This window comes from Sulfitobacter albidus (assembly GCF_018200035.1).
Lineage (GTDB): Bacteria > Pseudomonadota > Alphaproteobacteria > Rhodobacterales > Rhodobacteraceae > Sulfitobacter > Sulfitobacter albidus.
This window is the reverse complement of the sequence record NZ_CP073581.1, coordinates 2,313,596-2,336,675: the sequence shown is the minus strand read 5'-3', so window position 1 is coordinate 2,336,675 and position 23,080 is coordinate 2,313,596. Positions and strand designations below refer to the sequence as shown.

Sequence of the window (23,080 nt, the reverse complement as noted above, 5' to 3'; positions counted from 1 at the left end):
AACAGGCGCCAGCACGCAACAAAATTACGTGCTGGCTTCTGACTTAAGGCCGTTCGAGGCACATGGCAACACCCATACCGCCGCCGATGCACAGTGTGGCGAGGCCTTTTTTCGCGCCGCGCCGCTTCATCTCGAACAGGAGCGTGTTGAGGATGCGCGCGCCGGAGGCGCCGATGGGGTGGCCGATGGCGATGGCGCCACCGTTCACGTTCACGATTGCCGGATCCCAACCCATGTCCTTGTTTACGGCACAGGCCTGCGCGGCAAAGGCCTCGTTGGCCTCGACCAGATCCAGATCCTCGGGCTTCCAGCCCGCTTTTTCCAGCGCCTTGCGGCTGGCATAGATCGGGCCCACGCCCATGATCGACGGATCAAGACCCGCAGTGGCGTAAGAGGCGATGCGCGCCAGCGGCTCGATGCCGCGCCGCTCGGCTTCCTCGGCGCTCATCAACAAGGCACCGGCGGCGCCGTCGTTGAGGCCAGAGGCATTGGCCGCCGTGACCGATCCATCCTTGGTAAAGGCGGGGCGCAGTTTCTGCATCGCTTCCATGGTGGCGCCGTGGCGGATGTATTCGTCCTTGTCGACGATTGTGTCGCCCTTGCGGCCCTTCACGGTGTAGGCAAAAATCTCGTCGTCGAACTTGCCCGCCTTCTGCGCGGCTTCGGCCTTGTTCTGCGAGGCGACGGCGAATTCATCCTGCTGGTCGCGGGTGATCTGCCATTTGTCGGCCACGTTTTCGGCGGTCTGGCCCATGTGATAGCCGTTGAACGCATCCCACAGGCCGTCCTTGATCATCGTATCGACAAGCTTCATATCGCCCATCTTTTGACCGGCGCGCATCGCCTGCGCGTGCGGCGACAGCGTCATGCTTTCCTGACCACCCGCGGCGACGATATTGGCGTCGCCCAGCTGGATGTGCTGCGCGCCCAAAGCCACGGCCCGCAGACCCGAACCGCACACCTGATTGATGCCCCAGGCCGCCGATTCGATGGGCAGCCCGGCGTTCACATGCGCCTGACGCGCAGGGTTCTGCCCCTGTGCGGCGGTCAGCACCTGACCCAGGATCGTTTCCGACACGTCGGCGGCGTCAATGCCCGCGCGCGCGACGATTTCCTTGAGCATGGCAGCGCCAAGGTCGTGGGCGGGCGTGGTGGCAAACGAGCCGCCAAAGCTGCCCACGGCCGTGCGGGCGGCGGAAGCGATTACAACGTTGGTCATGAAGTGAGGTCCTCTCAGGTTGACACATGGCTGGAGGACTGTGATCGCGCGGCACGGATCCGGCGCGCCAATCCCCCCGCCTTCTGGCAAGGGGAATATCCTATCGTCCGCCTCTGGGCAACCTGAGGAGGATCACCCCGCCGCGCGCATCTGCGTCTCGCGCATCCAGTCGGGCCGGGTTGTGGGCGCGGCAAAGTAGTAGCCTTGCAGGCAATCAACCCCGATTTCCGCCACGCAGGCGGCGTCGTCGGGGTTCTCGATACACTCTGCCACCGTCAGCATGTCGAAATGATGCGCGATCGACACCATCGCGCGGGTCAGCGCCTGATTGTCGGGATCATTGGCGATCCCGCGGATGAAACTGCCGTCGATCTTGAGCATGTCAAAGTAGAAGTCCTTGAAATACCGGATCGCGGTGTAGCCGGCGCCAAAATCATCCAATGCAAAGCAGATGCCGCGCTGCTGCATCCGCTCCATGAAATCGGTCACGAGTTCCGGCATCGTCATGGCCGAGCTTTCGGTCACTTCCAGGATCAGCCGGTGCCCGATGCCCGGATCGGCGGTCAGAAACCGGTTGAGCGTGTTCATCCACGGCCTGTAGCCGACCGACCGCGCCGACATGTTGATCGACAGCCGCAGCAGCGGATTGTCGCGCAGCGCGCTCAGCCCGTGGCGCAGCGCAAGCACGTCAATCTGGCGCCCGATCTCTGTCGTTTCGATCTGGGGCATGAATTCGGCGGCGGGAATCACCCGCCCGCCGGGGTCGAGCACGCGGATCAGCCCCTCGTAAAAGCCGACCTTGTCGGGCTGATCGGTGCGCATGACCGGCTGATAGGCCAGCAAGGTCTGGCGATGCTCGATCGCGTCGGCCACCATGTCCAGCGTGCTCTGGTCGCGCAGAGCCACGGCATAGTTCAGCGGATTGTCCGCCCCGGGGGGCATATCGGCACGGAGTCTTTTGTTCATGAGAGATCACTTCGTCCTTGTGACGGCTGCGGTGGGATGCACCATTGCGCAGACCCGCTAAGGAGCGGTTAAACATCCAATTGGCGCGATCTTTGGGAGAGCACCGCATGACCAGATGCGCATGGGCAGGGCCCGAGCAGATCTACATCGATTATCACGATACCGAATGGGGCGTGCCCGAATACGACAGCCGCGCGCTGTGGGAAAAGCTCGTGCTTGACGGGTTTCAGGCGGGGCTCAGCTGGATCACCATCCTGAAAAAGCGCGAAAATTTCCGCGCGGCGTTCGAGGGGTTCGATCCCAATGTCATCGCCGCATGGGGCGAGGAGGAGGTCACCCGCCTTCTGGCCGATCCCGGCATCATCCGCCACCGCGGCAAGATCGAGGCGACCATCACCAACGCCCGCGCGTGGCAGCGGGTCGAGCAACGCGAAGGCTTTGCCACAATGATGTGGGCCTATGTGGACGGGGTGCCGCGGCAAAACAGCTTTGCCACGCAGGACGCGGTGCCGCCCAAGACGGCGCTGTCCGAGCGGGTGTCGCGCGATCTCAAGAAGGCGGGCTTCAAGTTCTGCGGCCCTACCATCGTCTATGCGTGGATGGAGGCCTGCGGGCTGGTCAACGATCACCTGACGACCTGCCCGCGCCACGCGCCCTGCGCGGCGCTCGCCCGGCCACCCCATTGACACCGCCCCGCGCCCCCGTATAAGCGCGCATTCATTGGTGTTGGTGGCCCCCGCAAGGGGATGCCTGTCGGGGTACAAACCCAAAGGACAACGCCCTTTACCGCCCCACCGGGGGCCTCAAAAGGAGAACAGCCGTGACCAAACGCACCGCTGCCAAGTACAAACTCGACCGCCGCATGGGCGAAAACATCTGGGGTCGCCCAAAATCCCCCGTCAATCGCCGCGAATACGGCCCCGGCCAGCACGGCCAGCGCCGCAAGGGCAAACTGTCCGATTTCGGCATCCAGCTGCGCGCCAAGCAAAAGCTCAAGGGCTACTACGGCGACCTGACCGAAAAGCAGTTCCGCCGTATCTACGGCGAAGCCGAGCGTGTCAAAGGCGACACCGGTGAAAACCTGATCGGCCTGCTGGAGCGTCGCCTCGACGCCGTCGTCTACCGCGCAAAATTCGTGCCGACGATCTTTGCCGCGCGCCAGTTCGTCAACCACCGCCACGTGCGCGTGAACGGCAAACTCGTCAATATCCCCTCCTACCGCGTGAAAGAGGGGGACGTGATAGAGGTCCGTGACCGCTCCAAGCAGATGGTGTCGCTTATCGAAGCCACCCAGCTGCCCGAGCGTGACGTGCCCGATTATATTGAGACCGACCACTCCAAGATGACCGCGACCTTCGTGCGCACCCCCACCCTGGGCGACGTGCCCTACCCGGTGATGATGGAGCCGAACCTGGTCGTCGAATTCTACGCCAAGAACTAAGGCACGGGCAGGGGGCACGGCCCCATTCCCAACGCTGCAAAAGCCCCGTCCCCGCGACGGGGCTTTTTTCGTTTGGGCACGGTGCGTCGTTTATTTTCGGGCAGCGCCATATTCTGGGCCGATTTTGCGCCGATGTTAATCTTTACGGGCGTAAAGCAGTCCGGGGAGGGCCGAACCCGTCGGATTTCCTCAGAACCGGGCGCGCCGCATGGAGGACGCAATGGAAAACTCGAATGCCCTGAAAATCGCCGAGAGCATCATGACGCTGACGCGCGACGCTGTGCTGCGCGACGATCCCAATGCGTTTGCCGCCTATTTCACGCTGCCCCAGATCGTCGAGACTTTCGAGGGCCGGACAGAGCTGAAATGCATCGAGGACGTGCACCGCACGTTCTGGGCCGTGCGCCGGCACTACGATCAGCAGGGCATCACGGATTTCACGCGCATCTGTACGGAAGCATCCTATAAAACGCCCAATATCATCGAATACATCTACGAATCCGTCTACTTCAAAGGGAAGATCGAACTGCCCGAACGCCCCAGCACCTACGCGATCCTGCGCCTGACCGGTGGCCAGTGGCGCATCAACTACACGATGTACGGGGTGACCAATATCAACGCCTTCTCAGACAGGCTTCTCAACCGCGGGGAGGACGATCAAACCGCTGCCTGACGGCGCCCGCCCGCGCGGATTGGCGCAGCCCCGGCATCGCCACTGGTCCGCGCCCGCCACAATCGCTATGACAGCCCCATCACGACGCTAAAGGCTGTTTGCATGACCCTTCCCATCCCGCCGCAACCCGGCATCATGGACATCGAGCTTTATCAGGGTGGCCGCTCCGCCATTGCCGGGCGCACCGACGTGCTCAAGCTCAGCTCGAACGAAAACCCCCTTGGCCCCGTGCCCGCCGCGATGCAGGCGGTGGGGCAGGTGGTGGCCGACATGCACCGCTATCCCTCGACCGACCATGCCGCCCTGCGCACGGCCATCGGTGAGGTCTGGTCGCTCGATCCCGCGCGCATCATCTGTGGCGTGGGCTCCGATGAGGTTTTGCAGTTCGTCACGCAAGCCTTTGCCGGCCCCGGCGATGAGATCATTCACACCGAACACGGGTTTTCCCTGTATCCCGTGCTGATCAAGATGGCCGGCGCCACCGGCGTTTGCGTGCCCGAGGCCGGGCGGCGCGTCGATGTCGACGCGATCCTTGGTGCCGTGACCGACGCCACGCGCATCGTGCTGCTGACCAATCCCGGCAATCCCACCGGCACCCGTTTGCCCGACGCGGATCTGGCGCGGCTGGTCGATGCGCTGCCCGAACGAATCCTTTTGGTGATCGACGCGGCCTATACCGAATACGCCGCAGGCTACGACGGAGGTGCTTCCTTTGCCGCCACGCGTCCCAACGTGCTGATGACCCGCACCTTTTCCAAGATCTACGGTCTGGGCGGTCTGCGCATCGGCTGGGGCTACGGCCCGCAGTGGATGATCGACGTGATGACCCGTATCCGCCAGCCGTTCAACCTGTCCACGGTACAGCTTGCCGCCGCCGAGGCCGCGGTGCGCGACACCGCTTGGGTGCGCGACTGCGTGGCGCTGAATGACGCGCAGCGCGCGCGGCTGACAGGCGCGCTGGGCCAGCTGGGCCTCGCCGTCGATCCGTCCGAGACAAATTTCGTACTCGCCCGCTTTGCCGATGCGGCAGAGGCGAAATCCGCCGCCGACGCGCTTGAGGCCGAGGGCATTCTCGTGCGCGGCGTTGCGGGCTACGGCTTTCCCGAGGGGCTGCGCATCACCGTGGGCGACGCCGCGCAGACCGGCCGCGTGATCGAAACACTCGGCAAATGGCGGGCAGCGGCATGAGTGTGATCTACGACCGCGTCGCCCTGATCGGGCTGGGCCTCATCGCCTCGTCGATGTTCTGGGCGATGAGGCGCGACGGGCTTGCGGGCCACGTCACGGGCTACGCCCGCTCGTCCGAGACGCGCGAAACCGCGCGCGAGATCGGCCTGTGCGACAGCGTGCACGACGATATGCTTGATGCCGTGAAAGACGCCGATCTGATCGTTCTCTGCGTGCCCGTGGGCGTGATGGGCGACGTGATGGCGCAGATCGCAGGCGCGCTCAAACCCGGCGCGACGCTCACCGACGTCGGCTCGGTCAAGCGCGGCGTCATTGACGCCGTCATGCCTTATCTGCCTAACGGCGTGCATTTCGTGCCCGGCCACCCGGTTGCGGGCACCGAACATTCCGGCCCGCGCTCCGGCTTTGCGGAGCTGTTCGAGAACCGTTGGCATCTGTTGACCCCGCCCGAAGGAACGGACGCGCGGGCCACCGCCCGGCTGCGCGACCTGTGGGAAGGCATGGGCGCCAACGTCGCCGAAATGGACCCCGACCATCACGACCGCGTGCTTGCCGTCACCAGCCACGTGCCGCATCTCATCGCCTATACGATGACCGGCGTGGCCGACGATCTGCGCCGTGTTACCGACAGCGAGGTCGTGAAATACTCCGCCGCCGGTTTCCGCGACTTCACGCGCATCGCGGCGTCTGACCCGACGATGTGGCGCGACGTATTTCTGGGCAACAAGGATGCGACGCTGGAAATTCTCGGGCGCTTCACCGAAGAACTCTTTGCCCTGCAACGTGCCATTCGGCGGGGCGACGGCGATCATCTGCACGCCTATTTCACGCGCACACGCGCGATCAGGCGGGGTATCATCGAGGCCGGACAGGACACCGATGCGCCGAACTTTGGCCGTGGGGGAGGGCCGCGCAAATGAAAAAACTCAGCCTTGCCCTGTGCCTTCTTGCCACGATCTCCTGCGCCGGGCCGGACAGCTCAGAGCGCCCGCAGGCCCGCCCCGACGCCCCCGCCGAAATCGACGCAGACGGCACCATCGACCGCTCCGCGCTCGAGCGGCGCGAGGGCGGATTTCTCAGCTCCCTGCGCCCCATCTTCCGCTCTCCCAAGGCTGCCCGCGAAATCCGGGAGCAGCAGCGCGTGCTGGCCGCCGGTGCCGTCTGCGGCGACGTCGCCATTCAGGGCGAAGCCGTGGGCCGCGTGCCCGGTCGCATTTCGGGCTGCGGCGTGGATAATGCGGTCGCGATCCGCTCGGTCTCCGGCGTGACGCTCAGCACCCGCTCGACCATGGATTGCAACACCGCCCGCGCGCTGAAAACCTGGGTCGACGGCAGCGCCAAACCCGCGCTCGCGTCAAAAGGTGGGGGCCTGCGCGAGATCAAGGTCGCCGCCCACTACGCCTGCCGCCGCCGCAACAACGCCAAGACGGGCAAGATTTCCGAGCACGGCAAAGGCCGCGCCATCGACATCTCGGGCTTCCGCCTTGTTGACGGCAGCGAGATCACCGTGCTGCGCGGCTGGAACGCGGGCGGATCGCGCAAGGCGCTGCGCCGGATGCACCGCGATGCCTGCGGCCCATTCGGCACCGTGCTGGGGCCGAATGCCAACCGCTTTCACCTCGATCACTTCCACTTTGACACCGCGCGCTACCGCTCCGGCAGCTACTGCCGTTAAGGCGCGCGGAAATCGGGCAAACGGCCCAGCGGGATGAAGCCCATGCGCATCAGCCCCCGCTCCACGCCGATCGGGATTTCCAGCGTATCGCCGCCCTGTGCGAGCGCGCCCAACACGCCCTCGATCTGGCGCCGGTTCTGCGCGGGCAGGGCACCGCTGCGCTCTGCCAGCGCAAGCATGTCGCGCCACCGCTCGGCGCTCAGCACGATCTGCCCGCTGGCGCGCCCGTCGGCGTCCACATCCAGCGCGGCACTCAGATCAAGAGAGACCGGCCCCCAGACAGCCGTCGCGTTGTCCAGATCGATACGCACCGGCTGCGATGGCACCGCCAGCGCGCCGCGATCGAGCGCGCGGTCAAACGTCACCTCGCCATTGGCGTCAAACCGCTCGAAGGTCTGCGCAAACCCGTCGGGCAATCGCAGCGCCTGCCGCAGGATGCTCCCCGGGGTCAGCTTTTCCGCACGCAGCGCAAAGCCATAGCGCGTCTCGCCCAGCTGCACCACATCGCCCGTCACGCGCTGCGCCTGCGCCAGCCGCCCCTCCACCAGATCAAGCGTAACCGCGTCCAGAACCCCCTCGGCCCGCTCCAGAGTGAGCGCGGCGCCAAGCGCCACGTCGGTGCGCGCGCGCGCCAGATCAAAGCTGACCGTCAGCGGCCCCTGCGGCAGCGGCACCGTGACCGGCGAGGTGATCCGCGCGCGCACCGATTGTGGCTGCCACGCGGGCGCGCCCACGCGCACCACCGGGATCGCTGTGCCATCCTCCAGCGTCACATCCCGCGCCACCGCAGCCAGCCGCAGCGGAAAGCCCTCGCGCGCGATCTCGCCCGCGTCCCCGCGCGCCGCGATGCCCGTGCTCAGTCCGCGCAGCACCATGCCGCTGCCCAGATACCACCACCCGGCCCACAGGCCCGCCAGCACCACAATCACGCCGATCAGCTTGCGCATCCCATATCCCTTTCCAATCTGCCTCAGATGCGCTTTACCGCCCGCATGAACAAAGGACCAGTCACATGAGCATGTGGGTATTCGGCTACGGCAGCCTGTTGTGGAACCCCGGTTTCGAGATCGCCGAGAGCGTTGTCGGCACCCTGCCGGGCTACGCGCGCTCGTTCTGCATGCATTCGATCCACCACCGCGGCACCGAGGAAGATCCGGGCCTCGTGCTCGCCCTCGACCGGCAAACGGGCCGCGCCTGTGAGGGGCTTGCCCTGCGCGTGGCCGACGGCGCCGAGGAGGCGACGCTGGCCTACCTGCGCGAGCGGGAGCTGATCTCATCGGCCTACGTCGAAAAACACCTCGATGTCGATCTTGTCGACGGGCGCCGCGTCACCACGCTGGTCTACGTCATCAACGAGGATCACTGGCAATACTGCCGCGACATGCCGCTCGAAGAGCAGGCCCAGATCATCGCCCGCGCGGTTGGCGGGCGGGGGCCGAACACTGAATACCTCTACAACACCGCCGATCATCTTGCGCAGGTCGGCCTGCACGACCCCGCGCTGGAATGGCTGGCCAAGCGGGTGCGCGAGATCACGGCATAAACGCTTGGGATTGCGCCGCTTAACGGTTAACATCCCGCAAACAGGCAGGTCAGGAGCATCGACGCGCATGGCGCAACCGGACCACGAGGCAACACCGCAGTTTTCCCAACCCGTGCGGCAGATCACGCTCATGCTGCTGGCACTGGCGCTGTGCGTTTTTGGCGGCTTTCTGGCCCTGCCGCGCGTGCTGCCGGTGTTTCAGGCCAACCCTTACCTCAACGGCTTCATCGTCTTTGTCTTTGTCATCGGCGTGGTCGCCTGTTTCTATCAGGTGATCCAGCTGATCGGCTCCGTGCGCTGGATCGAAAGCTTTGCCGCCGATCGTGGCGTGCCGGACGACCGCCCACCACAGCTGCTGGCCCCTCTGGCGGCGCTGCTACGCACGCGGGGCGCGCGCATGCAGGTCAGCGCCTCCTCGACCCGCTCGATCCTCGATTCCGTCTCCACCCGCATCGACGAGGCGCGCGAGATCACGCGATACATCGTCAACATGCTGATTTTCCTGGGCCTTCTGGGCACGTTCTACGGCCTTGCCACCACCGTGCCCGCCATCGTCGACACCATCCGCAGCCTCTCCCCACAAGAGGGCGAGGGCGGCACGGATGTGTTCAACCGCCTGATGACAGGGCTCGAATCCCAGCTTGCCGGCATGGGCGTCGCCTTTGCCTCCTCGCTTCTGGGCCTCGCCGGATCGCTGATCGTGGGCCTGCTGGAGCTTTTCGCGGGCCACGGCCAGAACCGCTTTTATCAGGAGCTTGAGGACTGGCTCAGTTCGATCACCCGCGTCGGCTTCACGGCCGGGGAGGACAGCAGCCCCGAGCAGGCGGTCATGGCCGCGATGGTCGATCACATGTCCCAGCAGATGGAAGAGCTGCAAACCATGCACCTGCGCTCCGAAGAAGGGCGCGGCGAGGTCGAGGCGCGGCTGGCCGCGCTCGCCGCCTCGCTGGACCGGATGACCGTGCAAATGGGCGATCAGGCGCAGGGCACCGACGCGCTCGACCGGATTGCCGAGGGGCAGGAACGCATGATTGCCGCCATTGAGGCGCAGGGCACCATGCCCGCCGAGGGCAGCGGCAATGGTCCCGACGCCGAAAGCCGCATGCGCCTGCGCTCCATCGACGTGCAAATGCTGCGCGTGCTCGAGGAAATCAGCGCCGGCCGTCAGGAAACCATGGCCGAGCTGCGCCACGAGCTGTCGATCCTGGCCAAGGCGCTGTCCCCCCCGCGTGAGCCGCGGCGCCTGCGCGTGCCCCCCAAAGACGAACGCGAGGGCTGAGCATGGCGCTGTCGCGACGCACCGGCGCGCGGTTTCAGGCCTCGATCTGGCCGGGGTTCGTGGACGCGATGACCGGCCTCTTGCTGGTGCTGATGTTCGTGCTGACGATCTTTATGGTGGTGCAATTCGTGCTGACCGAACGGATCTCGGGGCAGGAAACCGAGTTGGACGCGCTCAGCGATGAGGTTGCGACGCTGGCACAGGCGCTGGGGCTGGAGCGGCGCACCAACAGCGATCTTGAAAGCCAGCTGGGCGATCTGCGCGGCGCGCTCGCCGACGCGGAGGCGCAGGCCGAGACGCAAGCGAGCCTGATCACGCAGCTGCGCGCCGAGCGTGACGCCCGTGCGGCGGAACTCGCCGACAGCAACACCCGCATCACCGCGTTCGAGGCGCAGGTCGCCAGCCTCATCGCCGCGCGCGACGACGCGCTGGGGCGCATTGCGACCCTGACGGATGAGGCTGAGGCGGACGCCGACCAGATCGCCGCCCTGCAATCGCGCGAGAGCGCATTACTCAGCCAGCAGGAAGCCCTGAACGCGGCCCTCGCCGCCAGCCGCGCCGAAACCGACGCGGAGGCCGAAGCCGCCCGCCTTGCCGCCGCGCGCCGCGAGGCGTTGCAGGCGCTGGTGGCCGATCTGCGCGCCCGCAACGCCGATGCCGCCGCCGATATCATTGATCTGCGCGCCGACGTGACCGCCGCGCAAGAGGCGCTCAGCGAAGAGGAAGCCGCCCGCCTTGCCGAGGCCGAAGCCGCCGCCGCCCTGCGCGCGCGGCTGGAGGCGGCCGATACCGAACTCACCGCCATGACGCTTTCGCTGGAAGCGCAGCGCCGCGAGGCCGAGGAAACGCTGACCCTGCTCGCCGCCGCCCGCGCGGCGGAGGCAGACCTTGACGCCGCACTCGCCGCCGCACTCCTCACGCAGGAGACCCTCACCACCCAACTCGACGCCGCGCGCGAGGATGAGGCGTCGGAGCTGGCCAGCCTGCGCGCGCTGCTCGCCGACGCAGAGGCACGCGGCGACACCCTTGCCCAACAGCTCGCGACCAGCGGCGCGCGCGTCGATACGCTGACCGCCCAGCTTGACGCCAGCACCGACCGCGCCGCGACGCTGGAACGCCAACTGGCCGAGAGCACCGAACGCGCCGCAGCACTAGCAGGTGAGGCGACCGATAGCGAAGAACGCCTTGCCGCCCTCGCGGGCCGCGCGGCAGAGGCAGAGGCCCGCGCCACGACGCTCGCCGCGCAGCTTGACGAGGCGCGCGCAAACGCTGACGCGCTGTCGCAGCGGCTGACGGAAGGGCAGGCGGGCGTGACGCGCCAGATGGACGATCTGCGCGCCCAACTGCGCGCGGCGCTGGCCGCCAAACTCGCCGCCGAGAACGCGGCTAACACCCAACTAAGTGAGGCCGAACAGCGCGCCACCCTGCTGGCCGAGGCCCGCCGCCAACTGGCCGAGGAAGAGGCCGCCGCCACCCGCGCGCAACGTCAGACCGAACTGCTCAACCAGCAGGTCGCGGATCTACGCGCCCAGCTTGACCAGTTGCAAGGTTCGCTGGATCTTGCCGTGGCCGAGGACGCCGCGCGCGAGGTCGAACTGCAATCGCTGGGCGCACGGCTCAACACCGCGCTCGCGCGCGTCGCGGCCGAACAGCGCGCCCGCGCCGAGCTTGAGGCCGCCGAGCGCGCCCGGCTGGAGGCGCAGACCAGGGATCTTGAACAATATCGCTCCGAATTCTTCGGCCAGCTGCGCAATCTGCTGGGCGCGCAGGAAGGCGTGCGGATCGAGGGGGACCGTTTCGTGTTCTCCTCCGAGGTACTGTTCCCCCCCGGCGAGGTTGCGCTGTCCCGCGAGGGCCAGCGCGAGATTGCCAAGGTGGCAGGCATCCTGCGCAACGTCGCCGAAGACATCCCCGCGGGCATTGATTGGGTGATCCGCGTGGACGGTCACACCGACGACGTGCCGCTCTCTGGCGAGGGTGAATTCGCCGACAATTGGGAGCTGAGCCAGGCCCGCGCCCTGTCGGTTGTGCGCTACATGGCCGATTTTCTGGGGATCCCACCCGACCGTCTGGCCGCGAACGGCTTTGGCCAGTATCAGCCCATAGATACCGCCGACACCGATGAGGCGCGCGCGCGCAACCGCCGGATCGAGTTGAAATTTACCGAGAAATGATCAGGGCAGGGTGCGTGTGATCTCCCGCCGCTCGATCACGTCGCCGCCGCGCCGCAGTTCCGCCACGCCGACGTAGTCGCCCGCAGGCCAGCGGTCCGCGCGCAGCCGCTTGCCGATGGCGCGAAAGGATTGCGCCTGCGTGCGGTCAAGCAGGATCCGGCGGTCTGCCTTGAACCCCTCCGGCCCGGTGAGCGACAGATACAGCACATCGCCCTCGCGTGTGCCGAACAGATAGCTCCAGATCACCATCGCCGCGCTGCCGGGCTGGGCTGGCGGCACGACGCCCCGCTTGATATCCGCAAACTCCGGCACGCCCGCCGCCGTGCCCATCGCGATAATCCCGCCGGGCCGCGTCGCGGGGGGATCGGCCCAAAGTGTCTGCGTCGAGGGCGCGCCGCAGGTGATGACACCGTCGGGGTCATAGGGATCCACGACGGCACCGTCGCGCCGCACCGACAGATGCAGATGTGCGAATTCGGCACTCCCCGACATGCCGACCTCGCCCAGGACCTCGCCCGCCGCGACGCGCTGGCCGCGCGTGACGGTGATCGAGCCCGCGCGCAGGTGGCAATACTGCGTCTCCCAGCCGCCCGGATGGGTCAGCACAACGCCGTTGCCGCATTCCCGCCCGGCGATCTCTGCCTCGGTTGCAGTCGAAAGCCCGCTATCGGGCATTCCGTCACGCAGGCCCCGAACGGTGCCCCCGGCAGCGGCCAGCACGTCGATGCCATCGTCGATCATCGCGGTGGTCGGCAGGGCAAAGTCCGTCCCCTTGTGCCCGTCGTATGTCTGCGCGTTGCAACGGAAATCCGACGCGCCGGCACCGGCATCGTGATCGACGTATTGCTGAATGTGGCAGGGGCCGTTCAGATCACAATCGATCGGCGTGACCAGCGTCAGCTCCTGCGCCTGCGCCGCGCCGCCCACCAAAACGCAAAAGACCCATCCAGCCGGACGGGTCAATCGCATTGTTTTCAATCGCACGGGTCTACTCGGCGGTCAGCAACGGCGGTTTGTTTCCCGTGATCTTGGGGCTTTCCGGCCCTTCGATCACCAGATCCAATTCGCCCTTCTTGACGCCGACCTTGACGATACCGCCCTTTGCGAGCTTGCCAAACAGCAACTCCTCGGAAAGCGGCTTCTTGATGTGCTCCTGGATCACACGGCCCAGCGGGCGCGCGCCCATCTTGCTGTCATAGCCCTTGTCGGCGAGCCATTCGGCAGCCTTCTTGCTCAGCTCAATGGTGACGTTGCGATCCATCAGCTGCGCCTCAAGCTGCAACACGAATTTTTCGACCACGCGCAGGATCGTCTCTTTCGGAAGCGCCCCGAAGGAGATCACGGCATCCAGACGGTTGCGGAATTCCGGCGTGAACGTGCGCTCGATCGCAGCCGTATCCTCGCCCTCGCGCTTGTCGCGGCCAAAGCCGATGGCCTCTTTCGCCATCTCCGACGCGCCCGCGTTCGAGGTCATGATCAGCACCACGTTGCGGAAATCCACCGTGCGGCCGTTGTGATCGGTCAGGCGCCCGTGATCCATCACCTGCAACAGGATGTTGTAGACATCCGGGTGCGCCTTTTCCATCTCGTCGAGCAGCAGCACGCAATGCGGATCCTGATCCACACCGTCGGTCAGCATCCCGCCTTGGTCAAAGCCGACATAGCCCGGAGGCGCGCCAATCAGGCGGCTTACCGCGTGCTTCTCCATGTACTCCGACATGTCGAACCGTAGCAGTTTCACGCCCAGCGTATCGGCAAGCTGTTTCGCGACCTCGGTTTTGCCGACGCCGGTTGGCCCTGCAAAGAGGTAGTTGCCGATGGGCTTCTCAGGCTCGCGCAGGCCGGCACGCGCCAGCTTGATCGCGCTCGACAGCGCCTCGATCGCCTTGTCCTGCCCGAACACCACGCGCTTGAGCGAGGCTTCGAGATCCTTGAGCACGACAACATCGTCCTTGCTGACGTTCTTGGGTGGGATGCGCGCGATCTTGGCCACGACGGCCTCGACTTCCTTGGTGCCGATGGTCTTGCGCCGCTTGCTTGCGGCGACCAGATGCTGCGCGGCACCCGCCTCGTCGATCACGTCGATCGCTGAATCCGGCAGCTTGCGGTCGTTGATATAGCGGTGTGCCAGCTCAACGGAGGTCTTGATCGCGTCGGCGGTGTATTTCACGCCGTGGTGATCCTCGAAATAGGGCTTGATGCCCTTGAGGATCTTCTGCGCGTCCTCCACCGACGGCTCGTTCACGTCGATTTTCTGGAAACGGCGGCTCAGCGCGCGGTCCTTCTCGAAATGCTGGCGGAACTCCTTGTAGGTGGTCGAGCCCATTGTGCGCAGCTTGCCACCCGCCAACGCGGGTTTGAGCAGGTTGGACGCGTCCATCGCCCCGCCGGAAGTAGCACCCGCGCCAATCACCGTGTGGATTTCGTCGATGAACAGCACGGCATCGTCGTGTTCTTCCAACTCGGTGACGACCGCCTTGAGCCGTTCCTCGAAATCCCCGCGATAGCGGGTGCCCGCCAGAAGGGCGCCCATGTCGAGCGAGTAGATCGTGGTTTCCGACAGCACTTCGGGCGTCTCGCCCGCGACGATCTTGCGCGCCAGCCCTTCGGCAATCGCCGTCTTGCCCACACCGGGGTCGCCCACCAGCAGCGGGTTGTTCTTGCGGCGGCGGCACAGCACCTGAATGCAGCGCTCAACCTCTGAATCGCGCCCGATCAACGGGTCGACATCGCCATCGCGGGATTTGGCGTTCAGATCCACGCAGTATTTGGCCAGCGCGGATTCCTTTTTCTCGCCCTCGGTGACGCCCTGCGCCTCTTCCTCATGCTCGGGCGCGCCCGACACAGGGCGGCTTTCGCCATAGGCGGGGTCCTTGGCGACGCCGTGCGCGATGAAGTTCACCGCGTCATAGCGCGTCATGTCCTGCTCTTGCAGGAAATAGGCGGCGTTGCTTTCGCGCTCGGCAAAGATCGCGACCAGCACGTTGGCGCCCGTCACCTCGGTGCGGCCCGAGGATTGCACATGGATCGCCGCGCGCTGGATCACGCGCTGGAAGGCCGCCGTCGGCACCGCTTCGGAGCCCTCGACGTCGGTGACCAGATTGCTCAGATCCTCATCGATGAATTCCACCAGCGTATCGCGCAGCTCACCCACATCGACGGAACAGGCCTTCATCACCTGCAAGGCGTCGGGTTCGTCCACCAGCGACAGCAAAAGATGCTCCAGCGTGGCGAACTCGTGACGGCGGGCATTGGCAAGCGCCAGTGCCGCGTGAATGGACTGCTCAAGAGTGTTCGAGAATGAAGGCACGTGCGTGCTCCTTTTCGATGGGGGCGGTGCAGGGGGCGAGGGATGTCGTCACCGGCGGTCCGGCCTGCTGTTATGTATTAGAGTTTGGTTGATCGCCGCCAACCTTCAAGTCTTTTCTGCAAGAAACCTGCCACAATTCCCGCACGGACACGTGAACGACGCCGATTTGACCGCCCCCGGCGCGGGTGCCGGATAGGCTATCTGAGCGTAAAAACCGCTAAGAAGCCGTTAAAATCGGTCCTTTCGGCCCCGAATTTCCGCAAAGACCTCCGCATCGGTGGCCTCCGCCATGCCAAGGGCCGCGCGGATCCCCGCGTCGCCCGGTCGCAGGAAAGGATTGGTCGCGCGCTCCTCTGCCAGCGTCGAGGGCACGGTAAACCGCCCGTCGGCCCGCGCTGCATCCACCGCGGCGGCGCGGTCGCGCAACGCCGCATTGTCGGGATCGACCGTCAGCGCAAAGCGTGCGTTCGACTGCGTGTATTCATGCCCCGAACAGATCAGCGTGTCGTCGGGCCAATCGGCCATCTTGCTCAGGCTCTCCCACATCTGCGCGGGCGTGCCTTCGAACAGGCGCCCGCATCCCAGCGCCATCAGGCTGTCGGCGGTAAACGCCATGCCCGCCCCCGGCGCGTGAAAAGCGATATGCCCGATGGTGTGGCCCGACACGTCGATCACCTCAACCGCGGTGCTGCCCAGCGTAAATGTATCGCCTTCGGCCAGAGGGTGATCCAGATCGGGCAGGCGGGCCGCGTCCGCGCGCGCGCCATAGACGGGGGCGGCGTGGCTCTGCGCCAGCTCCGCCAGCCCCTGCACGTGATCGGGGTGGTGATGGGTGATCCAGATCTGGCTCAACGCCCAGCCGCGCGCGTCCAGTTCGGCGCGAATGGGCGCGGCCTCCGGCACGTCAATGAGCGCCACCGCGCCGCTGGCGTTTTCGCGTAGCAGGAACGCATAGTTGTCCGACAAACAAGGGATCGTCACCAGCGTGTGGCTGTCCGTTTCAATCACGTCTGAGGGCATGGGCAAGGCTCCTGTGCTGCGCTAGAGTGTCAGCATGGCGCAACCAAAGGCGGCCCGCAATGCATCTTGATGTGCAGGATCTGCGCACGTTCTACTACCGCAGCGCGTTGGGACGCGCGGCGCAGAAATCCCTGCGCGACCGGCTGGTGCAGCTGTGGCCCGAGGCAAAGGGCCAGACCGTCGTCGGCTTCGGCTTTGCCGCACCCCTCTTGCGTCCCTACCTCAAGGAGGCGCGCCGGGTCATGACACTGATGCCGGGTCCGCAGGGCGTGATGCCCTGGCCGCAGGGGCTGCCCAACACTTCCGTTCTGGTCGAGGAAACCCGCTGGCCGATCGAAACAGGCCATGTCGACAAACTGGTGCTGCTGCACGGGCTTGAGACGTCCGAGCGCGCCTCGGATTTGCTGGAGGAATGTTGGCGTGTGCTGGGGCCGGGGGGCCATGCGATCTTTATCGTGCCAAATCGCGCGGGGCTCTGGGCGCGGCGCGACCGCACGCCGTTTGGCTACGGTCGCCCCTATTCGCCGGGACAGCTGGACGCGCAGCTGCGCCGCCACCAGTTCCTGCCAGAGCGTCACATCGGCGCGCTGCACCAATTCCCCAGCGGCCAGCGGGTGTGGATGAAATCCGCGCCGCTTTTCGAACGCGTTGGGCGCCACATGCCCACCGTACTTGCCGGCGGCGCCTTCATGGTCGAGGCGAGCAAACTGGTCTATCCCCCAAGGGCCGCACCCGCACCAGCCGCGCCCGCGCGCCCGTCGGCGCGTTGGAAGGGGCGGCAAAGCCGGTGTGAGCCGTGCTTACGTCGTCCGCACGTCGGTTCCACCCGGCGTCCCGATGATGATATCGTCCAGCGTGATGGCGGGTGCCCCTTCGAGACGGATGATGGTGGGGGCCGCGTCAATGAGCGTATCGCGGTCAAAGGTGAGCACGACGTCGGTCGACCCTTCGTCGGTATTCTGCACCAGCGTGATCTGCGGCTCAGGATCATCCTCGCGCGGGTCATCGCGGATCAGAAACAAGACGTCCTCTCCGGGCTCGAAATCGGTGATCGTGCCGATCACGCCGAAGCCTTCAGGGGCCGGAAGCTCAAAGACATCGTCGCCGGTGCCGCCCGTCAGCGTGTCAAATGTGCCATCCCCGAAGAAAAAGAGATCGACACGGATCGTATCGTCGCCGGCGCCACCATCCGCAACGGCCCCAATCTTGAACGCAGGGGAGTTCGTCAGGATCAGGAAATCGTCCCCCGCATCGCCAAATATCGGGGTGCCGCCCCCGTCGTCCGCACTGTCACCGGTGATGGTGTCGTTGCCGTCCCCGCCTTCGACCCGCACGAACGAGCGCTGGGCATAGATTTCGTCGTCGCCCGCGCCGCCTGAAATAGTGCCAACCGCCAAACCGCGGGTGAATTCGCTGGCGACGTTGATCGTGTCGTCGCCCGCGCCGCCATCAATCCGCTCGCCCTCGCCAACGTCGCCGGAGAGGAAATCGTCGCCCGCCGTACGGACCGCAAGCGGCCTTTCCGGATCGGGATCAGGCGTCTCTTCGAGGACAACCGGCTCTTCGGTCTCCTCGGGTTCCGCTGGCGTGCCCGGCATTTCCTCGCCCTCCGGCTCTTCGGTCTCCTCCGCCTCATCAGAGACATCCTGCGCCTCATCCTCCGTCGATCCGGTAAAGACCGGGATAAACAGGGTAAGCCCCAACAGGGCGAGAAGGGCGAGTGGCGTCATACTCTTGGCCCTCGGATCGAGGTTGCGTCTTGGTTAATCTTGAAAGCACAGACGACCCCGCGCAAGTTGTCTTTTCCTCCGCGCACCCGCTAACTGGTTCGCAAATCAAAACAATCACCGTGCCCGACACGAAATTGTCTACCGCGCGGGAACATCCACCGCGCCCCGCGCAGAATCGACCGGTCTTGCGTCAAATCCGCGCTGCGCCCAAAATTTAGGCGATCGGCAAACGCCGCGGCCGCGCGAAACCCTTGTAAACAGGGGCGACAGCGCAAACAGCGCCGCGCCTATACCGTGTTGCGGCACCGCAAACGGTCTGCTACATCGCCGGTGATTTAACCGTTTGGTTCTGTATTGGGCCAGATGCATCACCACACCGGCGCAGCACAGCGCGCGCCGGTGCAGCCGTATGAGAGGATGGACGTGTCCGAACCAGCTTCGATTTCAACCGGTATCGCGCAACGCTATGCGACAGCCGTGTATGATCTGGCCCGCGAGGCCAACAAGGTCAAAGCCATCGAGGGCGACCTGACCGCCCTGAACGAGGCGATGTCGGCCAGCGACGATTTCCGCAACCTGATCCATTCGCCCGTCTACACGCGCGATGAGCAGGGCGCCGCGATCAGCGCCATCGCCAAGAAGATGAAACTTTCGCCGATCATGGCCAATACGCTGGCCCTGATGGCAACCAAACGGCGGCTGTTCGTGCTGCCGCAACTGGTGCAGACCCTGCGCGCGATCATCGCCGAGGCGAACGGGGAGGTCACCGCTGATGTCACCTCCGCCAAGGCCCTGACCAAGACGCAGGCCGACAAGCTCGCCAAATCGCTCAAGGCCAGCACCGGCAAGACCGTGACACTCAACCAGTCCGTCGATGAAAGCCTCATCGGTGGTCTGATCGTCAAAGTGGGCTCCAAGATGATCGACACCTCGATCCGCTCGAAGCTCAATTCCCTCCAGAATGCAATGAAAGAGGTCGGATAAATGGGTATCCAAGCGGCGGAGATTTCCGCAATCCTGAAGGACCAGATCAAGAACTTTGGTCAAGAGGCCGAAGTGGCCGAGGTCGGTCACGTGCTCAGCGTCGGCGACGGTATCGCCCGTGTGTACGGTCTGGACAACGTTCAGGCCGGTGAGATGGTCGAATTCCCCGGCGGCATTCAGGGCATGGCCCTGAACCTCGAAGCCGACAACGTCGGCGTCGTGATCTTCGGCTCCGACCGCGACATCAAGGAAGGCGACACCGTCAAGCGCACGAACTCCATCGTGGACGTGCCAATCGGTGACGAACTGCTGGGCCGCGTTGTCGACGGTCTGGGCAACCCCATCGACGGCAAAGGCCCCATCGGCGCGTCCAAGCGTGGTCTGGCCGAGGTCAAGGCGCCGGGCATCATCCCGCGTAAATCCGTGCACGAGCCCATGGCGACCGGTCTGAAATCCGTCGACGCGATGATCCCGATCGGCCGGGGCCAGCGCGAGCTGATCATCGGTGACCGTCAGACTGGTAAAACCGCCGTTGCGCTCGACGCGATGCTCAACCAGGCGCAGGTCAACAAGGCCGCAGGCGACGACGAGAGCAAGAAGATGTACTGCGTCTACGTCGCGATCGGCCAGAAGCGCTCCACCGTGGCGCAGCTGGTGAAAAAGCTCGAAGAGACGGGTGCTATCGAATACTCCATCGTCGTGGCCGCCACCGCGTCCGAGCCTGCACCGATGCAGTTCCTCGCACCGTACTCCGCCACCGCGATGGCAGAGCATTTCCGCGACAACGGCCGTCACGCCCTGATCGTCTACGATGATCTGTCCAAACAGGCCGTGTCCTACCGCCAGATGTCCCTGCTGCTGCGTCGTCCGCCCGGGCGCGAAGCCTACCCCGGTGACGTTTTCTACCTGCACTCCCGCCTGCTGGAGCGGTCGGCCAAGCTGGGCGACGATGCCGGCAACGGCTCGCTGACGGCGCTGCCGATCATCGAAACACAGGGTGGCGACGTTTCCGCGTTTATCCCGACCAACGTGATCTCGATCACCGACGGCCAGATCTTCCTTGAAACCGACCTGTTCTATCAGGGCATCCGCCCCGCCGTGAACACCGGTCTGTCGGTGAGCCGCGTTGGCTCCTCCGCCCAGACCAAGGCGATGTCGTCGGTTGCCGGTCCCGTGAAACTGTCGCTTGCCCAGTACCGCGAGATGGCGGCCTTCGCGCAGTTCGGCTCCGATCTGGATGCCGCGACCCAGCAGCTGCTCAACCGTGGCGCGCGTCTGACCGAGCTGATGAAACAGCCGCAGTACAACCCGCTGACCAACGCCGAAATCGTCTGCATCATCTACGCGGGCACCAACGGCTACCTCGACAAGATCGCTGTCAGCGACGTTGGCCGTTTCGAACAGGGCCTGCTCAAGCAGCTGCGCTCGAAGAATGCCGACCTGCTCGAAGACATCACCAACAACGACCGCAAGGTGAAAGACGAGCTGGAAGACAAGATCAAGGCGGCTCTCGACGCGTTCGCTGCTGACTTCGCTTAAGGGGAGATAAGCCAATGGCAAATCTCAAAGACCTTAAAAACCGGATCGCGAGTGTGAAAAGCACCCGTAAGATCACCAAAGCCATGCAAATGGTTGCCGCGGCGAAACTTCGCCGCGCGCAGGAGGCTGCCGAAGCGTCCCGCCCCTACACGGAGCGGTTCAACGCGGTGATGGCCTCGCTCGCCGCCTCCGTCGGTGGGTCTGACAGCGCGCCCAAGCTGCTGTCGGGCACCGGCAGCGACGATGTGCACCTGCTTGTCGTCATGACGGCGGAACGTGGCCTGTGCGGTGGCTTCAACGCCAACATCGCCAAGAAAGCCCGCGCGCATGCCGCCGAGCTTTTGAAGGCTGGCAAGACCGTCAAGATCCTGACCGTGGGCAAAAAAGGCCGCGATCAGATGAAACGGGATTACGCCGACCACTTCGTCGGCCACGTCGATCTGACGGATGTCAAACGGGTCGGTTACGCCGACGCGCAGGGCATCGCCAAGGACGTGCTGACCCGCTTCGATGAGGGCGAATTCGACGTCGCCACGATCTTCTTCGCGGAGTTCGTCAACGTGGTCAGCCAGATCCCCACGGCCAAACAGATCATCCCCGCGTCCTTCGACGCGCCGGAAGAGACGGATGGCCCGGACACGCTGTTCGACTACGAGCCCAGCGAAGAGGCGATCCTCGCCGATCTGCTGCCGCGCGGCGTCGCCACGGCGATCTTCTCGGCGCTGCTCGAGAACGGGGCGTCCGAACAGGGCGCACGCATGTCCGCGATGGACAACGCCACACGCAACGCGGGCGAGATGATCGAGGATCTGACCATCGAGTACAACCGCTCGCGTCAGGCCGTCATCACGAACGAGCTGATCGAAATCATTTCCGGCGCGGAAGCGCTGTAAGTTACTGGAGAGACACGACATGGCAAATGCAGTCGGCAAAATCACCCAAGTCATCGGCGCCGTCGTTGACGTGCAGTTCGAGGATCACCTGCCAGAGATCCTCAACGCGCTGCACACCGAAAACCAGGGCAAGACGCTCGTGCTCGAAGTGGCACAGCACCTTGGCGAAAACACCGTGCGGACCATCGCGATGGACGCCACCGAGGGCCTCGTGCGCGGCCAAAAGGTCACCGACCAGGGCGCGCCCATCTCGATCCCCGTGGGCAACGCCACACTGGGCCGCATCATGAACGTCGTGGGTGAGCCCATCGACGAAAAAGGCCCCGTCAACGCGACCGAGAAACGCTCGATCCACAACGACGCGCCCGAATTCGCCGAACAGTCCACCACTTCCGAAGTGCTTGAGACAGGCATCAAGGTGATCGACCTGCTGGCCCCCTACGCCAAGGGCGGTAAAATCGGCCTCTTCGGCGGTGCCGGCGTGGGCAAGACGGTTCTCATCATGGAACTGATCAACAACATCGCCAAGGTGCACTCGGGCTATTCCGTGTTCGCGGGCGTGGGCGAGCGGACCCGTGAGGGCAACGACCTCTACCACGAGATGATCGAATCCAACGTCATCAACCCCGACAACCTTGAGGAAAGCCAAGTGGCCCTGGTCTACGGCCAGATGAACGAGCCTCCCGGAGCGCGTATGCGCGTGGCCCTGACCGGCCTGACGTTGGCCGAGCAGTTCCGCGACCAGTCCGGGACCGACGTTCTGTTCTTCGTCGACAACATCTTCCGCTTCACGCAGGCCGGCTCCGAAGTGTCCGCTCTGCTGGGTCGTATCCCCTCCGCCGTGGGCTACCAGCCAACGCTGGCCACCGACATGGGTGCGATGCAGGAACGCATCACCTCGACCAAGGGTGGCTCGATCACCTCGGTGCAGGCCGTCTACGTGCCCGCGGACGACCTTACCGACCCCGCGCCCGCGACATCCTTTGCGCACCTCGACGCGACAACGGTTCTCGACCGCTCGATCTCGGAAAAGGGGATCTACCCCGCCGTGGATCCGCTCGGCTCCACCTCGCGTCTGCTCGATCCGCTCGTGATCGGGGAAGAGCACTACAAGGTCGCGACAGACGTGCAGCAGATCCTCCAGCGCTACAAATCGCTTCAGGACATCATCGCGATCCTCGGCATGGACGAACTCTCCGAAGAGGACAAAATGACCGTGGCGCGCGCCCGCAAGATCGAGCGTTTCCTGAGCCAGCCGTTTGACGTCGCCAAGGTCTTTACCGGCGCGGACGGCAAGCAGGTGCCACTGGTCGAAACGATCCAGTCGTTCAAGGAAGTCGTCGCCGGTGAATACGATCACCTGCCCGAAGGCGCCTTCTACATGGTCGGCGGCATCGAGGAAGTGAAAGCGAAAGCCGAGAAAATGAAGGCTGACGCGGCCTAAGG

At 65.0% G+C, this 23,080-nt stretch carries 20 protein-coding genes and 1 pseudogene; 14 read left to right on the top strand and 7 right to left on the bottom strand.

Features of this window, described 5'->3' with window-relative positions; translation table 11 throughout:
- Positions 1–43: 43 nt before the first annotated feature.
- Together KDD17_RS11355 and KDD17_RS11350 are read right to left on the bottom strand one after the other, a co-directional pair.
- Positions 44–1,219: an acetyl-CoA C-acetyltransferase gene (locus tag KDD17_RS11355; protein ID WP_212703762.1), complete on the bottom strand. Its 1,176-nt coding sequence runs from the start codon at positions 1,217–1,219 to the stop codon at positions 44–46.
- Between the two features lie 132 nt (positions 1,220–1,351).
- Positions 1,352–2,185 carry an EAL domain-containing protein gene (locus KDD17_RS11350; protein ID WP_212703761.1) on the bottom strand — a complete coding sequence of 278 codons (834 nt, stop codon included), beginning with the start codon at positions 2,183–2,185 and terminating at the stop codon, positions 1,352–1,354.
- 107 nt (positions 2,186–2,292) lie between these two features.
- On the opposite strand from KDD17_RS11350, the gene KDD17_RS11345 reads away from it, so the two are divergent.
- From KDD17_RS11345 to KDD17_RS11320, 6 genes are all read left to right on the top strand, one after another.
- Complete coding sequence (locus KDD17_RS11345) at positions 2,293–2,871, top strand: DNA-3-methyladenine glycosylase I (RefSeq protein WP_212703760.1); 579 nt, start codon at positions 2,293–2,295, stop codon at positions 2,869–2,871.
- A 134-nt stretch (positions 2,872–3,005) separates the two neighbouring features.
- Positions 3,006–3,626 (top strand): 30S ribosomal protein S4, encoded by a 621-nt coding sequence (rpsD, locus tag KDD17_RS11340; protein WP_212703759.1) that lies wholly within the window; start codon positions 3,006–3,008, stop codon positions 3,624–3,626.
- A 220-nt stretch (positions 3,627–3,846) separates the two neighbouring features.
- Positions 3,847–4,299 (top strand): hypothetical protein, encoded by a 453-nt coding sequence (locus KDD17_RS11335; RefSeq protein ID WP_212703758.1) that lies wholly within the window; start codon positions 3,847–3,849, stop codon positions 4,297–4,299.
- Positions 4,300–4,401: 102 nt separating this feature from the next.
- Entirely contained in the window at positions 4,402–5,487 is a 1,086-nt protein-coding gene (gene hisC, locus KDD17_RS11330; RefSeq protein WP_212703757.1) for a histidinol-phosphate transaminase, read from the top strand.
- Positions 5,484–6,407: a prephenate/arogenate dehydrogenase family protein gene (locus tag KDD17_RS11325; protein ID WP_212703756.1), complete on the top strand. Its 924-nt coding sequence runs from the start codon at positions 5,484–5,486 to the stop codon at positions 6,405–6,407. Before hisC ends, KDD17_RS11325 begins: the two co-directional genes overlap by 4 nt.
- Positions 6,404–7,162, top strand: a complete 759-nt coding sequence (locus KDD17_RS11320) for an extensin-like domain-containing protein (protein WP_212703755.1) — start codon at positions 6,404–6,406, stop codon at positions 7,160–7,162. The genes KDD17_RS11325 and KDD17_RS11320 overlap by 4 nt, the downstream gene beginning before the upstream one ends.
- Here KDD17_RS11320 and KDD17_RS11315 read toward each other — a convergent pair.
- Positions 7,159–8,109: a DUF2125 domain-containing protein gene (locus KDD17_RS11315; RefSeq protein WP_212703754.1), complete on the bottom strand. Its 951-nt coding sequence runs from the start codon at positions 8,107–8,109 to the stop codon at positions 7,159–7,161. The two genes, KDD17_RS11320 and KDD17_RS11315, sit on opposite strands and share 4 nt — an antisense overlap.
- A gap of 65 nt (positions 8,110–8,174) precedes the next feature.
- Between KDD17_RS11315 and KDD17_RS11310 the strand changes: the two genes are divergently transcribed.
- The 3 genes from KDD17_RS11310 (at position 8,175) to KDD17_RS11300 (ending at position 12,158) form a co-directional block, all read left to right on the top strand.
- Complete coding sequence (locus KDD17_RS11310) at positions 8,175–8,705, top strand: gamma-glutamylcyclotransferase (protein ID WP_212703753.1); 531 nt, start codon at positions 8,175–8,177, stop codon at positions 8,703–8,705.
- A 67-nt stretch (positions 8,706–8,772) separates the two neighbouring features.
- Positions 8,773–9,984, top strand: a complete 1,212-nt coding sequence (locus KDD17_RS11305; protein ID WP_212703752.1) for a biopolymer transporter ExbB — start codon at positions 8,773–8,775, stop codon at positions 9,982–9,984.
- Between the two features lie 2 nt (positions 9,985–9,986).
- A complete protein-coding gene (locus tag KDD17_RS11300; protein WP_212703751.1) occupies positions 9,987–12,158 on the top strand; it encodes a peptidoglycan -binding protein in 2,172 nt (723 codons plus the stop codon).
- On the opposite strand, the gene KDD17_RS11295 is transcribed toward KDD17_RS11300, so the two are convergent.
- The 3 genes from KDD17_RS11295 to gloB all read right to left on the bottom strand — a co-directional run bounded on the left by KDD17_RS11295 (position 12,159) and on the right by gloB (position 16,488).
- Positions 12,159–13,127 (bottom strand): M23 family metallopeptidase, encoded by a 969-nt coding sequence (locus tag KDD17_RS11295; protein ID WP_212703750.1) that lies wholly within the window; start codon positions 13,125–13,127, stop codon positions 12,159–12,161.
- A gap of 19 nt (positions 13,128–13,146) precedes the next feature.
- A complete protein-coding gene (gene clpA / locus KDD17_RS11290) occupies positions 13,147–15,468 on the bottom strand; it encodes an ATP-dependent Clp protease ATP-binding subunit ClpA (RefSeq protein WP_212703749.1) in 2,322 nt (773 codons plus the stop codon).
- 228 nt (positions 15,469–15,696) lie between these two features.
- Positions 15,697–16,488, bottom strand: a complete 792-nt coding sequence (gene gloB / locus KDD17_RS11285) for a hydroxyacylglutathione hydrolase (protein WP_212703748.1) — start codon at positions 16,486–16,488, stop codon at positions 15,697–15,699.
- Between the two features lie 59 nt (positions 16,489–16,547).
- On the opposite strand from gloB, the pseudogene KDD17_RS18875 reads away from it, so the two are divergent.
- Positions 16,548–17,281, top strand: a pseudogene (locus KDD17_RS18875) (methyltransferase domain-containing protein).
- A 7-nt stretch (positions 17,282–17,288) separates the two neighbouring features.
- Here KDD17_RS18875 and KDD17_RS11280 read toward each other — a convergent pair.
- A complete protein-coding gene (locus tag KDD17_RS11280) occupies positions 17,289–18,218 on the bottom strand; it encodes a calcium-binding protein (protein ID WP_212703747.1) in 930 nt (309 codons plus the stop codon).
- Positions 18,219–18,641: 423 nt separating this feature from the next.
- Here KDD17_RS11280 and KDD17_RS11275 point away from each other — a divergent pair, with 423 nt between their 5' ends.
- From KDD17_RS11275 to atpD, 4 genes are read left to right on the top strand one after another with little or no spacing between them, the layout of a single operon-like run.
- Positions 18,642–19,202 carry a F0F1 ATP synthase subunit delta gene (locus tag KDD17_RS11275; RefSeq protein ID WP_212706221.1) on the top strand — a complete coding sequence of 187 codons (561 nt, stop codon included), beginning with the start codon at positions 18,642–18,644 and terminating at the stop codon, positions 19,200–19,202.
- Positions 19,203–20,741, top strand: a complete 1,539-nt coding sequence (gene atpA, locus KDD17_RS11270; protein ID WP_212703746.1) for a F0F1 ATP synthase subunit alpha — start codon at positions 19,203–19,205, stop codon at positions 20,739–20,741.
- A gap of 14 nt (positions 20,742–20,755) precedes the next feature.
- Positions 20,756–21,634: a F0F1 ATP synthase subunit gamma gene (locus KDD17_RS11265; protein WP_212703745.1), complete on the top strand. Its 879-nt coding sequence runs from the start codon at positions 20,756–20,758 to the stop codon at positions 21,632–21,634.
- A 19-nt stretch (positions 21,635–21,653) separates the two neighbouring features.
- Positions 21,654–23,078: a F0F1 ATP synthase subunit beta gene (gene atpD / locus KDD17_RS11260; RefSeq protein WP_212703744.1), complete on the top strand. Its 1,425-nt coding sequence runs from the start codon at positions 21,654–21,656 to the stop codon at positions 23,076–23,078.
- Positions 23,079–23,080: the final 2 nt, after the last annotated feature.